9 protein-coding genes are annotated in these 16,291 nt (G+C 70.2%); 3 read left to right on the top strand and 6 right to left on the bottom strand.

The features are described 5' to 3' along the window. Positions 1 to 42 precede the first annotated feature (42 nt). The 6 genes from WME95_RS00660 to WME95_RS00635 form a co-directional block, all read right to left on the bottom strand. Positions 43 to 1,218: a hypothetical protein gene (locus tag WME95_RS00660; protein ID WP_437911124.1), complete on the bottom strand. Its 1,176-nt coding sequence runs from the start codon at positions 1,216 to 1,218 to the stop codon at positions 43 to 45. A gap of 1,362 nt (positions 1,219 to 2,580) precedes the next feature. After that, positions 2,581 to 3,600, bottom strand: coding sequence for a hypothetical protein (locus tag WME95_RS00655; protein ID WP_437906464.1), 1,020 nt, complete (start codon positions 3,598 to 3,600; stop codon positions 2,581 to 2,583). Between the two features lie 434 nt (positions 3,601 to 4,034). Further along, positions 4,035 to 5,327 carry a hypothetical protein gene (locus tag WME95_RS00650; protein ID WP_437906463.1) on the bottom strand — a complete coding sequence of 431 codons (1,293 nt, stop codon included), beginning with the start codon at positions 5,325 to 5,327 and terminating at the stop codon, positions 4,035 to 4,037. After that, the gene (locus WME95_RS00645; RefSeq protein ID WP_437906462.1) at positions 5,324 to 7,984 is read right to left on the bottom strand and encodes a YwqJ-related putative deaminase; all 2,661 of its coding nucleotides are present in this window, start codon (positions 7,982 to 7,984) and stop codon (positions 5,324 to 5,326) included. Before WME95_RS00645 ends, WME95_RS00650 begins: the two co-directional genes overlap by 4 nt. A 16-nt stretch (positions 7,985 to 8,000) precedes the next feature. After that, positions 8,001 to 8,981 carry a DUF6531 domain-containing protein gene (locus tag WME95_RS00640; RefSeq protein ID WP_437906461.1) on the bottom strand — a complete coding sequence of 327 codons (981 nt, stop codon included), beginning with the start codon at positions 8,979 to 8,981 and terminating at the stop codon, positions 8,001 to 8,003. A 280-nt stretch (positions 8,982 to 9,261) separates the two neighbouring features. Further along, entirely contained in the window at positions 9,262 to 9,840 is a 579-nt protein-coding gene (locus WME95_RS00635; protein WP_437906460.1) for a Uma2 family endonuclease, read from the bottom strand. A 426-nt stretch (positions 9,841 to 10,266) separates the two neighbouring features. On the opposite strand from WME95_RS00635, the gene WME95_RS00630 reads away from it, so the two are divergent. The 3 genes from WME95_RS00630 to WME95_RS00620 all read left to right on the top strand — a co-directional run bounded on the left by WME95_RS00630 (position 10,267) and on the right by WME95_RS00620 (position 16,262). Further along, a complete protein-coding gene (locus tag WME95_RS00630; protein ID WP_437906459.1) occupies positions 10,267 to 11,964 on the top strand; it encodes a DUF2169 family type VI secretion system accessory protein in 1,698 nt (565 codons plus the stop codon). 162 nt (positions 11,965 to 12,126) lie between these two features. After that, positions 12,127 to 13,587, top strand: a complete 1,461-nt coding sequence (locus WME95_RS00625) for a type VI secretion system Vgr family protein (RefSeq protein ID WP_437906458.1) — start codon at positions 12,127 to 12,129, stop codon at positions 13,585 to 13,587. After that, positions 13,584 to 16,262 (top strand): type VI secretion system Vgr family protein, encoded by a 2,679-nt coding sequence (locus WME95_RS00620; protein WP_437906457.1) that lies wholly within the window; start codon positions 13,584 to 13,586, stop codon positions 16,260 to 16,262. Before WME95_RS00625 ends, WME95_RS00620 begins: the two co-directional genes overlap by 4 nt. Positions 16,263 to 16,291 lie beyond the last annotated feature (29 nt).

The following is a 16,291-nucleotide window of genomic DNA, read 5'->3' as shown; positions in this document are numbered from 1 at the left end:
GCGTGGGAGGGCCTGGGACGGCGGCCGCCGCGACCCTGGAGCTCAGGCAGACGAGGTGAGGTCGTCCCAGACACGCACCGACTCGGGGCGCAGCTCGCGCAGCCACGTCACTGCGCGCCCCTCGGATAGCCTCCGCTCGAACACCAGCGCCGCGTCGCCCGCGTAGAACGTACCGGTCGAGTCGGTCGCCTCTTCCACCTCGTCCAGGCCGAGCGCCTGCGCGAGCTCACGACCGTGCGACGAGCGCGAGACATGAACCGGCACTTCCTTGGGATGTCCCCACAACGCAATGCGGGAGACGAAAGCGCGCACCGAGTCGCTCGTTCGCTCCCACTCGTCCCAGCCGAACCCATAGGCCCACATCCTGCCGTCCTCCGTCACGCATGCGAGGGTGTCAGGGTTGTCGATGTCTCGCGGACTCACCAGGATCGCCGGGCCATCCGGCGTCTGCTGAAGCGGCCACTCAGCGACGCTCCCTTCGCCGAGAGCTCGATCGAGCATCTGGATCCCGCCGAAGCGCTGGATCCGATCGACGCTGCGCAGACCACCGAACGAGCTCTCGGCGTCAGCGGCCGTTCTGGCAAGCGCCTCGCTACCGCCGTTCTCCAGCACCCACGAGGCGAGCCGCGCGGGGTCGCCGGCATCGTGCAGCCGGCACAGCCAGCGCGATGCCGCCTCTCTCACGCGGGGTGATAATGGAAGCGTCCTCGACGCTGGATCTACGGTTGCGCAAAGAAACCCGACCACACTCTGCGGAAATCGATGGTTCGCCTCTTCGAGCGGGAGATCGAGGTGTACGGCGTCGTTGTCCAAAACCGCACGCGCCGTCAAATCAGCATAGTTGTCGCGGAACTCGAGCCAGCCAGATTCGGGCCTAGGAGGCGCCTCTCCCGCCGCTCGCACCACCGGAAAGACGCACTGCAACCGCAGGGCCGCACACTCTTCAAGCCAGGGCCGCAGGCTGCCCGCCGTCGGGCCCAGTACCCGCAAGAACACGTCGTCGCGCAGGGCAAGCACCCCGTCGCAGACGTGCCACACGAATCCGTGCAGGCGAGACGAACGACTCGCCTGTCCGATCCGGCGAGCAACGCCCTTGACGAGAGCGGTCGTCTTGTCGAGCGCGGTGACCCGTCCCGTCTCGGCGTAGAAGTTACCGAGATCGACACGCACGCGCAGCTCGAACTTCGGCGAGCGCCACCGTTCGAGCCTCTCCGCCACCTCGTTCAACTCGGAGACGGACGCCGTGAGCGGCTTCGTTCCGCAGATGGATCGGAGCTCGAGACTAGACGTGCCCTTTGCGGTAGTTCCGAGGAGGGGATGATTGAATCGAGTCTTCAAATTGGCCCCCAGTCGTTGTTCTGGCCGGTCCCTCCGAAGACGCCCGGCGTCATTCCGGCCACACGATTGGTGCGGCACACAATCTCGGCATCCGAGCCACCTCTACCTGAAGCGTTCTGCGATGGCCAGCACGTCCAACACGCTGGACACGCATCGGGACATTCGCTGAATGCCGCACTCCTCGACGAGCCAGACGGCATCCCCATCCACGAAGACCTGCGCTGCAGCGTCAGAGAGGTCTCCGCGGAGACTGAGTCCGTGGGGCAGCACCTCCTCCGAACGGCATGCTGCCCGCGGAAGCCCCCCACGAGCTCGTCCACAGCGAAGACAGTATTCGCAAGCGCCTCCGATGCCCGGTATCGCTCGAGCTGTGCGCGCAGACCATCACGATTCCGCAGACCAGGCTGCCACTCTCCAAACGAGCTGGCGCCCGCGAATCGATGCGGATGACGCGGAACCGTGGCAATGCTCCCACCGGCCGTCATGTGGAACTGCGTCTCGAAAGCGCCGTCGAGCACCCCGCGAACCCAGCAACCGGTCGCTGTCTCGTACAGCTCGAACGCCTCTGGGAAGTATCTATCCGTGTGGTCCACCGACCCGAGCAGCGGCCCCCGCGGCGGAACGCCGGCGATTGAGCCGTACGAGTACCTCGCCGGCGCGGGCGAGAGGCCACGCGGCAGGGGGTGTGCGAGCAAGGCCCGAAGTCGCTCGCTGGTCGCGCACGCCACCGTCAGCGCGTCGCGCAGCAGCAGGACGATCGCGCCTTCGAACCAGATCAATTGCTCCGAACGCCCGATCGAGCGAACTGCGCACGGCGGTCCCAACGCGCCTTCGACCCACGTGGCCATGAGCGCTCCCTGCGCCCCGTGGTTGTGGCGCTCGCGGAGCACGAGCCCCGCGGAGATCAGCCGCGCTGCCTCGCGGAGGACGGCCGGATCGTCAACGGGCACCGGAGGTCGCGGCTCGAAGGGGTTCCCGGCGAATGGAACGCGTACCACCGCCCCGTCGTGCAGGGCGAGTGAGCCCAGTGGCCCCAGATTCTCGAGCCCCGGGGCGCTCGGCAGATCGTCGCGCTCGGTGAACATCACAGGCGTGGCCTCCAGGACCCCGACAAGTGATGGCAGGGGATCGGCAGGTGGCTCGCTCGGCGCTCCTGGTCGGGCCAGGCGTACACACGCACGCCGACCGGGAGCATGCGCTGCTGTGCCGCCAAGGGGAGCGGAGACCGCCGCAACGGAGGACCTACCCGGCGAGGGTCTCGCACACCCGTGCCTCGGCTTGTGGGGTGAAGCACTTCAACAGCGCTCGCTCACCGAAGCGCTGGAACGCTACGAGATCGGCAGAGATCGCCAAGGAGGCGCAGTCGTCCGTTCCAATCGGGTCGACCACGAGCCCCAGGCGCTCGCAGAGCTCGTTCAGCGGGAGATCTGACTCACGCGTGGCTGCCACCCTCGCGTCGAAGCGAAGGATTCGCTCGACGTAGGCGGCGTAGCTCAATGCCGAGATGGACCACAGGCCCTCTTCGAATGAATACCGGTAGATGCGGCGGTCCTCACCGAGATAGACGAACGCGTCCGACATCCCGATGTCCCAGTAGCCGACTAGCAATCGCGACGGCTCACCGGGCGGAAGCCAGGCGTCGCCGGAGACGAGGAGCGGCGATTCGAACGCCTGCGCAGAAGCCCCGCCCGCGAAGAACTCGGCGTGGCAGAGCACAGGACCGCACATGGCAGTTCGATCGAACCGCCGGACGCCGTGCGCGAGGCCGAGCGCTTCCGAGACGGCATCGCCAAGGCGGGACGATGCTCCTTGTGCGTGGAACCATGCGAGGAAAGAGGGGATGCCGTCGTTGTTGACAACCACGAACCGCGGGGCCGTGGTCACGTCGTTGAACGACGATTGCCACGGAGCATGCAAGCGTACGTTCGCTCGTTTCCCGAGCCCCAGCGATACCCCTCCGCCAGGGAGGCGGTAGCGGACGGCCGCGCTGCCATTGCGCACCAGAAAGGATCCCTCGACGCCTCGCTCCCGGTCGTCGAACGATAGCCCCTCGCCTTCCACTGGTTCGCCCTCGGCGAGCACGGCCGAGTAGGCAGGGAACCAGATCGGCTTGTGCGGCTGCCGCTCACCGAAAGCCCGGATCCAGGGGATGAGTCGCTCGGCGCTTCGGGCGTAAAGGCACCACGTGTCCCGGCTCTCGGTGACCAGCACAGAGCCCTCATACCATCTGAATGAACCACACGTCTCCGGAGCAGAGGGCACATCACCACCGCGCGCGCGAACGGCGTCGAGGATCTCATCGCGAGCGACGGTGGGGGCGCCCGTGCAGGCGAGGTAGCTGTCCTCCCAGCCCGCGAAGCGAGAACGCAGCCGCTCGCGGTCCCTGGATGGGACGCCAGGGAGCGCAGGGAGATCAAGCGTTTGTAGCGTCTGCGATGAGGTCACAGTCTCCTCGATCTACTGTGAATACCACGTAGCGTTGGCCCGACGACCGTCGTCCGGGGCTGCTGCGCCCTCCCCGGGTAGCCTGTTGCCGCACAGGAGCCAGGAGAGTCCCCGTCGCTGCGGACCTGAAGCCGATGCGCGGGTCCGCCATTCGGGGACGACTTGGGAATCTTCCCACTCAGCTGGCCCGTGCCCACCAGTGCGTGCGAGCCAGCTTCTGCGAGCAGTTCGCGTTCATGGACCGTGGCATCTCAGGCAGACGAGGTGAGTTCGTCCCAGGCAAGCACTGCCTCAGGGCGCAGCCCGCGCATACGCGTCACGGTTCGGTCGGGTCGCCTCCGCTCGAACACCAGCGCCGCGTCGCCCGCGTAGAACGTGCCGATGGAGTCGCTAGCCTCTTCGACCTCGCTCAGGCCGAGCGCTCGGGAGAGCTCACGGCCGAGCGGCGACAGCGCGATAAGGGTCGGCACTTCTTTGGGGTGTCCCCACAGCGCAATGCGGGCGACGAACGTGCGCACGGAGTCGCTCGTGCGCTCCCACTCGCCCCAGCTAAAATCGTATGCCCACATACTACCGTCCTCCGTCATACAAGCGAGCGTATCCTGGTTGTCGAGGTCATCCTGGCTCAGGAGAATCGCAGGGCCGCCGGGGGTCTGCTGAATAGGCCACTCCGCGACGCTCCCCTCGGAGAGGGCACGATCGAGCATCAGGACCCCGCCGAATCGCTGGATCCGATCGACGCTGCGCAGACCGCCAAACGAACTCTCGGCGTCTTCTGCCGCCCTGGCGAGCGCCTCGCTGGCACCATTCTCCAGCACCCACGAGGCGAGCCGCGAGGGATCTCCGGAATCGTGCAGCCGGCACAGCCAACGCGATGCCGCCTCTCTCACGCGGGGTGACAACGGAAGCGTCCTCGACGCTGGATCTACGGTTGCGCAGAGAAACCCGACCACGCTCTGCCGAAATCGCTTATCTGGCGCCGCAAGCGGGAGGTCCAGATGCCAGAATTCGTTGTCCAGGGCTGCTCGCCCGGTCGCATCGACGAGATCGTCGCGAAACTCGATCCAGCCAGACGCCGGAGCGATAGGCGACTCGCCGGCCGCTCGCACCACCGGAAAGACGCACTGTAACCGCAGGGCCGCACACTCTTCGACCCAGGGCCGCAGGCTGGCCGCCGTAGAGCCCAGCACCCGCAAGAACACGTCGTCGCGCAAGGCAAGCACCCCGTCGCAGACATGCCATACGAAGCCGTGCATACGAGACGAACGACTCGCCTGGCCGATCCGGTGAGCAACGCCCTTGACGAGAGCGCTCGTCTTGTCGAGAGCGGTTACCGGTCCCGTGTTGGGATAGAAGTTCCCGAGATCGACACGCGCGCGCAGCTCGAACTTCGGCAAACGCCACGGTTCGAGCCTTTCTGCCACCTCATTCAGCTGCGCCAGGGAGGCCGTGAGCTGCTTGGCGCCGCAGATGGATCGGAGCTGGGGGCCGAACGTACCTTTCTCGATGGTTCCAAGAAGGGGATGGCTGAATCGAGTTTTCACGTCGGCCCCCAATCGTTGTTCTCACCGGTGCCTCCGAAGACGCCCGGAGTCATTCCGGTCACGCGATTGGTGCGGCGCTGAATCTCCGCAATTGATAAATTATTGCGCCCTGCTGCCCGCTCAGCCTCGAGCTGCGCTCGGTACCGCGTCGCGTTGGCCCGGCGAGCGTCGTCCAGGGGCGCTGTGTTTCCCTGGGCGGCCTGTTGCCGCGCGCGATCCAGCGGTGCCCCCGCCCCTGCGGGCCTGAAGTTGAGGGGCGGTCCGCCTCTCGGGGGTGACGCGGGGATCGTCTCGGGCTGCTGGCCTGTGCCCGCCAGCGCATGCAAACGAGCCAAGGTCTGCGAGCAGTTCGGACACGGCGCGCATGCGGTTTCATTCACATCGGTGCTTCCGATCGGTCCCATGCGACGCAAGGCGCGGCGAAGGTGCCGCTGGCCTTCCGGTGTACCCGGATCGCATCTCACCCCATTTCGATCTTCGTAGTCACGGAGATAGTTGCTAATCGCATGCGGCTCGGAGCACCAGGACGGATCCCTGCCCTGGCCGCGCCCGGAGTCTTGAGGGAGCGCGGCGGCGACGGCAGGATGCAGATCGTACAGCGGCCCCTGGCCCGTAGGGTTGCGGTAGCGAGCTGACTGTCCGGTGAACTCCCGCGTGCCGCCTCCTTGAGATCGCGGAAGGCGCCGGGTGCTGAGGTCGGAGCCCATCAGCCCATCGAGGTCGACCAGCGCGAGCGGCCTCCCGCTCACATACCCGTACGCTTCGAGCCCCCCTTCGAGCCCCAGCGGCTCCGGGCTCAGGTACGTCGCGCTCGCCGGCTCGAAGTACCGCCACCGGTTGTAGTGGAGCCCCGTCTCCGGCTCGTACCAGTGCCCCGGGAACCGGACCAGCGTGGCAGCAGCGTCGCCCGCGATGACCCGACCGTACGCGTCGGTCTCGAAGACCTGGTCGACGTTCCCGTCAGCATTGACGAGCCCGAGCGGCACAGGCGCCCCGTCCCGGTGCACGAAGTACTTCCAGGCGCCCGGGCCCGCCTCGGTGTCGATCGCCTGCGCGACCGGCGCCGGCGAGCCCGGTGAGTACGCGTAACGCCGGCGCTCCACCAGCGTGAACGGCGCGGATGCGCCCGTGGCGCTCGCCTGGCGCTCCACCGTCTCCTCCAGGAGGTCCTCGCCATCCCAGCGGTAGCGGTGCCGCACCATCGCCGCGTCCCGACGCAGCACGCGCTTCTCGATCCGCCGCGCGAACCCATCGTAGACGAACTCGAGGCGCGTGCCGTCGGGCAGCGTCATGCCCGAGACCAAGCCGAGCGCGCTCCATGCGTAGGTGGTCACCGCGGTGCCCTCCACCTTCTTCACGAGCCGGCCGCGCGCGTCGTACGTGAGGGCCGCGCCGTTCGTGGTCACGAGCCGGCCGCCGCTGAGGTGGGACTGCGCGCGGCCGTCGATCCAGCGCACGTCGCCTCGCGGCGAGAGCACGTAGTCCTCGGTCCTCGCCCGCCCCTCATGCTGCTTCTGCGCGATCCGGCCGCGCGCGTCGTACAGGAAGGACTGCGCACCACGATAGCGATCGGCGAGCACCTGGAGCTCGTCGGCAGGCGACCATCGGTAGTCGAACCGCAGGGTCTCCGGGCCGCCCAGGCCGCCGACCCACATGGGCTCGCCCGGGCGGATGACGGCGGTGCTGCCGCCGAAGACCGCCGAGCGGAGGACGTTGCCGTGCGCGTCCCTCGTCAGCTCGATACGGCCACCGCCGGCAAAGAAGCGCCCCGTCTCGCCGTCCGTCGGGTCGTACGCGAACCTCGCGATCGGCTGGTCCGCACCCCGGGTACCCGAGAGATCCGAGAAGACGAGCGCGGCGCATCGCCCGGCGGTGTCGCGCGGGGCGGCGACCGAGAAAGCGCCGAGCACTTCCACCTTCGAGCGATGCAGGCCGGCGTCGTAGACGTGCCGGAGCGATGTCACGGACGAGGGGTCGTCCTTCCGCTCCGTGTCCTCGCGGATGCAACGCCCTCGCTCGTCGTACGTATAGAGAGTGCTGACGGCCTCCGTCTCGAAGCTCAGGAGGCGCCCGCGCTCGTCGTACTCCAGCCTGTGGGATTTGTCGTCCGAGAAGGTGCGCGCGATCAGCCGATCGAGGTCGTCGTAGGCGAGCTCGACGAATTCGCCGTCGTCGAAGGTGATCCTCGACAGCCGCCCGGCCTGGTCGTTCCTGTACCGCAGCAGGCGACCGTCGAAGGTGCGCTCGGAGAGGATCCGCCCCTCGAGGTCCCGTTCGATGGTGTGCACGTCGCCTTCCTCGTTGACGATGCGTACCATGTCGAGCTCTCGATCGTAGGCGTACGAGACGCGCGTGCCGTCGCTCCGCTCGACCGCGATCACCTCGCGGAGGCCCGCGTAGATCAGCCGGAACCAGCGACCGTCCGCGTCGCGCTCGCCGGCGAAGCGGCCGGCCTCGTCGTAGCTCGTGACCGTGCGAGCGCCCAGCGGCGAGCGGTGCTCGACCACGCGCCCCATCGCGTCGTAGATCCAGCGGTGGACCCCGCCCTTCTCGTCCCGCATCTCCACGAGTCGCCCGAGGAAATCGTAGCGGAGCGCCCGCGCGCCGCCGTCCGGCTCGACGATCCCGACGCGGTTGCAGAGCGCGTCGTACGTCATCGCCGTCTTGCCGCCGTCAGCGGTCTCGGCCTGGACAAGGCAGCCGCGCTCGTCGTAACGGAAGCTGGCGACGAGCCCCTTCGCGTCGGAGAGGTAGATCAGATGGTCTGCGTCGTACGAAGGTCATCGCGTGCCCCAGGGCGTCGCGCGCGACCACGAGATCTCCGCGTTCATCGTAGTCGTACGTGCGGAAGGACGTCCAGGCGCCTCTCGAGGACGCGTTCTTCACCTCGAACGCGGCGATGCGGCCGTCGCGGTGCCGCCGCACGCGGAGCAGGCGGCCCACGCTGTCGTTCACGAACTGGAGCGGACCGGTGCCGTTCTCGTAGAAGAGCCGTGCCTGGTTGCCGTTGTGATCGACGAGCGCGCTGAGGCGGAACTCGTTGTCGATGGCAAAGACGTCCTCGAAGACCCGCGTGATCCCGTCGTCGGCCTTGAGGAGATAGCCGTCGCGGGTGCGCGTCAGCAAGCCTACGGGGAGCTTCACCGTCTCTCCCTCCTCGGGGCAGCGGCCCTCGCACGCGAGCGCCGTCGCGGTGACGACGCGCACCCTGCGGCGGCGGAGCTCGATGACGCGCCAGCCGAGCGAATGGTTCCAGCCATAGCCAAGGCCGTAGTCGAGGTCGCGCTGCGCAGAGTTATAGGCGCGCTCGATCACGAGCGGGAACGCTCCTGGCAGCGCCATGTCGGTGACGGCGAGGGTATAGACGCGGCCCGTCACCGGATCGATGGGGTGCCCCGCGTGCGTTCCCCCACCGCCCCCATGCGTCGGGTTGGGGCAGCCGCCGCCGCTGCCCTGACCGCAGCTGCCGGCGTTGCGGCCGCCGCCCTGGGCGCCGTTGCCGCCGTTCTTGCCGCCCGCACCCTGATCGCCGCCGGCGCCGTTGCCGCCCCGCCCGCCGCTGCCACCGCCGGCGCCGCCGCCACCGAGGATGAAGACACCCGGGTTCATCCCAGGGATCGCGGGGATGTTGGGAACCGGAGCTGTGCGCGCCATGATGCGATGGTCGCTTAACGAGCCACGGAGTCAATACCCGCTGCCACGCAGAAATGTGCTGGGATGCTGCAGCCCATGATGGGTTGACGGAGCGTGGCGTCCCTGCGCTCGACGCCTGAATCCGCGATGAGCTCGACGGGTGAGCGCGGGCCGAGGTTGCCTCGATAGAGGGCCGACGCTCGCATTCCAGAGGCGGAGGGGCAATCATGGCTCACGGGGCGTGCGCCGCCCGAGCGCTCGACCGCCTGGTTGTCACAACGTCCTGTCGATAGCGCCGTCCTCAGGCCCCCGGCTCGGCCGCAGCCTCGTACAGCTCGCGGACGTCGAGCCGAGCGCCGATCGACGCGAGGTGCGCGACGTCGCCATCCCGCGCGATGGCAGACGTGAAGTCGCCTTCGACGTCGCGAGTCCACACCTCCACGCTGCGCTCCCGGTGCGACACCAGGACGTACTGGCGCAAGGAGGCGAGGCTCTTGTAGTGCTCGAACTTGTCGCCTCGGTCGTACTCCTCGGTGCTGCGGCTCAACACCTCGACGATGAGCGTGGGGTTCGTCACGGCTTGCTCGTCCTGGGCGTCGCGCTCGATCGGCCCACACACGACCGTGACGTCGGGGTAGGTGGCGAGGCCTGTCGACGGCACACGCACGCGAAGATCGGCGTCGTAAGCACGGCATCGACCTCTGCGAAGCTCGGGGAAGAGGAGGCCGATGACCGCCGCAGCGAGCGCGGCATGCTCGGGCGTACCTCCCGCCATCGCGTAGATCTGGCCGTCCAGGTACTCGTGCTTGACGTTGCTGGACGCCTCGAGGGTCAGGTACTCGGCGTACGTGTAGTGGATGCGATGTGCCGGGGCCACCATGGCCGCGCAGTATGGCACAGCGCACGGCGTTCGCCGCGGGTAGCCGGCGCGCGGGCGCGGCCTCTGCGTCCGGCGCCGCAAGGCGGCGTCTCCGGCGCCCTCGATCGCGGCCGACCCGAACAGCTCACGAGCCTTGCGGAGCGGCGACATTCCCAGAAACCGCCGGCCTGGCCGGTCCCAGGCAGGCGCTCGCGGTGCCGGCGGTGGAGCGCGCGCGCGCCGCGCAGTAGGCTCACCACCGCGGCCGCCCGGCAGCACCTGGTTCAACAGCTCGCAGGCTCCGCTCGGTGCGTCGATGACATCGAATCTCCCGCAGAGAATGCCGATGCGCGGACGCGCGGATTGAACCGGTGATCGCTGCGCCGCGTGACGGCCACAACGGCTTGACAGCAGCGTCGGAGGGCGGGTCTCATCGCTGGTGGATCCATGGCGACGAGCAGCCCTCCGCATGTGAGCGCGACGCCGATCGGCGCTGCGACCGCCGCCGCCATGGCATGGAGGTTCAAGGGCAAGCTCTGGGTGACCGCGATGGTGAAAGCCACCTTCGGGTTCGCCAGCGACACGATGATGCAGCGCATCGCCCCGCAGGAGATCATTGGGGAGGAGGTCCATCACGGCGGGCTCCCCTCGCGGAGCATCCGGTTCACGACCGATCTGGTTCCTCGCCTGCTCAAGGCCGACGTGCTCTTCACGGGCCATGCGCACGCGCCGCACGGCCGCCCCGTCGAGGCGGCGCATGTCCGGCTGGGACTCTTCTCGGGCAGCTGGACGCTGCTGGACAAGACGCTGATGGTCCGTAAGCGGGGCGGCTTCGTGCGGCTCCCCATCGATTACGAGCATGCTTTTGGCGGGATCGGCTTCCCGGACAACCCGTTCGGAGAGGGCCATCCGCAGGGCTCGGGCGAGCCGAACATCCTCGATCCGGCCGACGCGAGGCGCGTGGCTGGCTTCGGCCCGATCTCGAAGGTCAGCCCCGCCCGCCGGCGGCTCCTCGGGGCGACCCCGCGCGCCCTGCTGGAGCGCGGTATCCGCGAGATCCCGGACGAGCTCAGCTGGGACTACTTCCAGGCGGCGCCGCCGGATCAGCGCACGCATTTCCTGCGCGGCGACGAGTGGATCGTGATGGACGGCCTGCACCCGAGCGCGGCGCGCATGCGCATGCGCCTGCCCGGCGCGCGCGGCTTCGCGCGCATCCACGGCCTTGCGGGCCTCGGCCTCGCCGAGCACCAGGAGCTCCCGCTGAGCGCCGACGTGCTGCGTATCGACGGCGACGAGCAGCGCTGCACGGTGACGTGGCGTGGCAGCTTCCCCGTGCCCTCGGAGGACGTGCTCCCGCGCATGCGCATCTTCGCCGGCGTCGAGCTCCCGGGCGAGCCGATCGCGTGGCCCGCCCCGGGCGCCGCGGTCAGCAGGGCCGGAGCGACGGCGCCCCGCGCGGGCGCGGCGGGCGACGAGGACGACGCCGCCCTCGAGTCGACCGTCGCGCTGTCCGCCGCGCCGAGCATGAGTCCCAGCGGGACGCTGGACATCGCGCCGAACAGGGCGCTCGCGGTCCCGGCGACGCTGCCGTTTCGTCCGGCCCCCGCAGGCGCCTCGCCGTCGTCGCCGAAACGGCCCGCGCCATCGCCGCCCGAGGCTCCGCTCGCCAGGTCGGGGACGATGCAGATGCCGAAGGACGTCGGCAGCCAAAGCGCCTCGCCGTCGCCGCCGAAACGGCCAGCGCCATCGCCACCGGAGGCTCCGCTCGCCAGGTCGGGGACGATGCAGATGCCGAAGGACGTCGACAGCCACGCGGCGCGCCAGCCGGCGACTCCCTTCACGGCCGAGCCGCCACGCGCGCCGCCGGCCGAGCCGCCCCCTGCGCTGGCGTCCGTGCCGAGCGCTCCCGCCGCCAGCGCGGCCGTGCCCGCGGTCCCCACGCCCGAGCCGGCGAGCCCCGCGGCCGCGCCCGCGGTCCCCACGCCGGAGCCGGCGAGCCCCGCGGCCGCGGGGGGCGCCTTCGCCTGGGCGACGCCGCCTCCCGAACCGCCGCCCCCGGAGCCGCCGCCGCCCGGAGCGCCGAAGCGCCCCGCGAAGCTCGATGTGCGGGCGCTCCTGTACGGCACCGGCAAGGGGCGAGGCTGACGCTCCGATGCCCGTGAGACCCCGAAGAGCGAGCCCCGGTGGCGCAGGGTGCCAGCAGCCCTCATGCGGCCATCCCGGCGCCCCCGCGGCGCGCACGCCCACGCGGCCTCTCCACCTTTCCGGTGCCCCAGGGAAGGCCGCAGCGGAATCGGAGAACGAGCGATGAAGGAAGCCTCCGGGACGTTGAGCGTTCGCATCGAGTCAGCGCGAGGGCCGTGGGACCACGTGCAGGTCCGCGAGCTCTCCGGGCGAGAGGCGATCTCGCAGCTCTTCTCGTTCGACCTCGACGTCGTGATCGACGAGGGCCGCGAGCTCCCGGCCGACGCCGCGCCCGGCGCCGAGATCAGCCTGGTCTTCGAGGCCGACGGTGAGGAGATCCGCCGCGTCTCGGGCATGCTCGGCCCGATCCGGGACCGCCTGGAGCCGCTGGCCGAGCGGGCCACCTGCCGCCTGCGCCTCGTGCCGCGCGCGTTCCGGCTCACCCTCGTCGAGACGCAGGAGATCTACCTGGACCGCAGCATTCCCGACATCCTCCGGAGCAAGCTCGAGCGGCACGGCCTGGGCTCCGAGGACGTCGAGCTGCGGCTGCTCGAGAGCTATCCCGAGCGCGAGTTCGTCGTGCAGTACGGCGAGAGCGATCTCGCGTTCATCAGCCGCCTGGCCGAGCACGTCGGCATCAGCTTCTTCTTCGAGCACGAGGGCGGCCGCGACAGGATGGTCTTCACCGACCACCCGTCCGGCTTCCGCCCCGCCTCGGGCGCGGAGACGGTGCCCTTCCGCGCTCGCGGGGAGGCCTCGGGCATCTTCGCCCTCGAGGTGACGACCGACCTGGTGCCCACCAGCTACGTCGTGCAGGACTACAACTACCGCGCACCGCAGCTCGACCTGACGGCCTACGCCAGCCTGGGCTCGGGCGACGGCGGCGGCGTTGTCGAGTACGGCAGCCACGTCAAGACGCCCGAGGAGGCCGGGAAGCTGGCGCAGATCCGGGCGGACGAGCGGCTGTCGCGGCAGCGCGTGTACGAGGGCAAGGCCAGCCGCGCGGCGCTGTCCGCCGGGCGGCGCGTGACCCTGATCGAGCACCCGCGCTTCCCGGAGCCCGAGGAGCTGCTCCTCGTCGAGGTGGAGCACGAGGCGAGGTTCCCCGCGTTCAAGGACGCCGGCGAGCAGAGCCCGTTGTACAGGAACGCATTCCGCGCCATCCCGGCGCGCGTCGCCTACCGGCCGCCGCGCCGGACGCCGAGGCCGCGCATCTCCGGCGTCGTGACGGGGATCGTGCAGCCGGGGCACGGGGGAAAGACGAACGGCGTCGCTCAGCTCGACGCCGAGGGGCGCTACACGGTCCAGCTCCACTTCGACACGGCGGAGCCGGGCGAGCAGAAGGCCTCGCGCCCGGTCCGGATGGCGCAGCCCTTCAGCGGCGTGGGCCACGGGATGCACTTCCCGCTGCGCCCGGGCACCGAGGTCCTCGTGGCGTTCGCCAACGGCGACCCGGATCGCCCGGTGATCCTCGGGGCCATGTTCAACCCGCTCGCGCCGTCGCCCGTGACGGCCCGCAACGCCAACCAGAGCCGCATCACCACGGCGTCCGGCGCCATGCTCGAGATCTCGGAGAAGCGATGACGAAGCCCACGACGGTCGGGATCCACTTCCGCTCCGAGGCCGCCCCGGCCGGGGCGTTCACGGTGCTGGGGCTCCGCGGCGAGGAGGCGCTGTCGCGCCCGTACCGCTTCGAGATCGATCTCGCGTCGCCCGATCCCGCGCTGCCGCTCGACGACCTCGTCGGCGCGGCCGGGGAGCTCGATCTCGCCGGCCGCACGGTCCCGGGGGTCGTGGCCGAGGTGGAGCAGGGCGGCGCGCTCGGCGGCGATCAGTACGCCTACCGGGTCGTGCTCGTGCCGCGCCTCGCCCTGCTCGGCCTCGCGCGGCAGACGCGCATCTACCAGCGGCTCAGCGTGCCGGACCTGGTGGAGGCGGTGATCGCCGGGAGCGGCCTCGGGATCGAGGTGGAGCGGCGGCTCGAGCGGGCGTATCCGCCGCGCGAGCACGCCGTGCAGTACCAGGAGAGCGCGCTCGACTTCGTGTCGCGGCAGCTGGAGCAGGCGGGCGTCAGCTACTTCATCGAGCCGCGCGGGGGGGCGGAGCGGCTCGTCCTCTGCGACCACCCGGACGGCTTCCGGGGCGCGGTCGAGGCCGCGATGGGGGAGGCCGGAGGGGTGCGCGCGCTGCGCTGCCGGCGCCGGATGTCGCCGCGCGCGCTCGTGCTGCTCGACTACAACGAGCGCACGCCCGAGGTGCCGCTGGAGGCCGAGGCCGAGGTCGACGCGCGCGGCTTCGGGCTGCTCGTCGACGAGGGCGGCTCGTTCGCGGCGCCCGAGGAGGGCGCCGCGATCGCCGCCGTGCGCGCCGAGGAGCTGCGCTGCCGCGCGACCGTGTACGACGGCGCGATCGGCGCGCCGCTCGCCGCGGGCGAGCGCCTCGGGCTCTCCGGCCATTTCCGGGCCGACTGGAACCGCGATTACCTGGTGACGCGCGCCGTGCACCGCGCCGGGGCGGGCGACGGGCCGCGCTATGCTTGCGAGTTCGAGGCCATCCCGGCCTCGACGCGCTACCGCCCGCCGCGCGCCACGCCGAGGCCGCGCCTCGAGGGCGCGATGGTCGCCCACGTCGACGCGCGCGGCCCGGAGGGCGTCGCCGCGGTCGACGCCGAGGGGCGCTACCGCGTGGTGATGCCGTTCGATCTGAGCGGCGCGGCCGAGGCGCAGGGCTCGGTGCCGATGCGCCTGGCGACGCCCTACGGCGGGGCCGACGAGGGCATGCACTTCACGTTGCGCAAGGGCGCCGAGGTGCTGTGGACCGGCGTCGGCGGAGACCCCGAGCGGCCGGTGATCACCGGCGTCGTGCCCAACGCGAAGAGCCGCGTGGTCACGAGCGCCGACGAGGGGCGCGGCCGCATCCGGATGCCGAACGGGGCGATGGTCGAGATGGGAGGCGGCTTCGGGCGCGCGCGCGGCGGGCCCGCGACGCGCGCCGGCGCCGAGGGCGCGCTGCCGACGGAGCAGCAGCTCGGCCAGGACGACATGACGACCACCGCGAGCAGCGCGGAGGACTGGATCCGCATCGCGGTCCCCCACAGCGACGGGAAGTACAGCTACCTGCGCTACGGCGAGCGGGCGACCGCGTCGGCCGGCACGTTCACCGAGTCCGCGCGGCTCGATCCGACCGCGGGGTTCGGCGACAGCGGCTGGACGTGGTCGAGCCTCGACAACGGCTACGACACGAGCTCGGACGAAAGCGACAAGGGGAAAGCGGCGCACTTCGGCTGGGCGGCGAGCGACGGGGTCTACGATCACACGGACGGCAACCGCACGGTCGTGACCCAGGGGGACTACCAGTCGGTCACCACGGGCAACCGCACCGACGTCGTCCTGGGGAACTACCGGCTCGTCATCCCGAACCGGACGCTCGGCATCTTCGACGTGGACTTCTACTCGATGACGTTCAGCAAGGACTGGCAGGGCTGGCGGAAGACGACGCGCAGCCACGTCTCGACGGTCAACCTCACGTACGGCGACAACTCGAATTTCTTCACCGGCGTCAACTTCGGGGCGAGCCTCGGCGGGAACTACAGCCTCGCGGCGGGCGTGAACGGCAACGTCTTCCTCGGGCTCAGCACGGGGATCACGGCCGGGATGAGCTGCAACATCGCGTACGGCCCGGTGCTCGAGTTCGGCAGCACGAAGAAGCTCACCACGGCCGACGAGCAAGACATCAAGGCGCGCTCCAAGGTGCACCTGCGCGTGCGGAGCACCGACGCCCCGACGGTCGAGGCCGCGAAGCCGTGGGCAGCCGCCGTGGTCGCGGGCGCCCTGGGCGCGGTGGCGGGCCCGCTCGGCGCCTCCGCGGGCAAGGACGATCTCGAGAAGGGCAGCGGGCTCACGGGCGCGACGTGGGGCATCGCGACGCTCGGGGCGCTCGTCGGAACGTACCTTGTCCACAAGCTCGCCCACGCGAGCCCGCTGAACGACGCCGAGCTGATCATCGAGCCGACCCAGCTCCTGCTGCGCTGCGGCGGGCCGGCCGGCGCGTACATCAAGATCGAGCCCGCCGCGATCGAGCTCGCCTGCGGTCCCAGCAGCCTCAGGATCGACGCGACGAGCGTGATCGCCGGAACCGGGACCGCCAAGCTGGAGCTGAGCAGCACAGCCGCGTCCTCCGTCCTGAGGTTCGGCGGCCACCAGGTCCAGATCGACGCCGCGGGAGCCCTCATCCAGGGCGCCAACTTCCACGCGCTCTAGGAGGAGCCCGCCCGGCGGGCGCGCGGGCT

Origin of the sequence: Sorangium sp. So ce327 (genome assembly GCF_051530205.1) — a bacterium.
In the GTDB taxonomy this organism is placed as follows: Bacteria; Myxococcota_A; Polyangia; order Polyangiales; family Polyangiaceae; genus Sorangium; species Sorangium cellulosum_B.
This window is presented reverse-complemented; position numbering and strand designations above follow the sequence as displayed.

Bases quoted from the DNA above. Each gene is read 5' to 3' on its own strand.
- WME95_RS00645 (WP_437906462.1), bottom strand. From the start codon at position 7,984: ATGACGTACGACGCGCTCTGCAACCGCGTCGGGATCGTCGAGCCGGAC.
- WME95_RS00640 (WP_437906461.1), bottom strand. From the start codon at position 8,981: ATGGCGCGCACAGCTCCGGTTCCCAACATCCCCGCGATCCCTGGGATG.
- WME95_RS00635 (WP_437906460.1), bottom strand. From the start codon at position 9,840: ATGGTGGCCCCGGCACATCGCATCCACTACACGTACGCCGAGTACCTG.
- WME95_RS00630 (WP_437906459.1), top strand. From the start codon at position 10,267: ATGGCGACGAGCAGCCCTCCGCATGTGAGCGCGACGCCGATCGGCGCT.
- WME95_RS00625 (WP_437906458.1), top strand. From the start codon at position 12,127: ATGAAGGAAGCCTCCGGGACGTTGAGCGTTCGCATCGAGTCAGCGCGA.
- WME95_RS00620 (WP_437906457.1), top strand. From the start codon at position 13,584: ATGACGAAGCCCACGACGGTCGGGATCCACTTCCGCTCCGAGGCCGCC.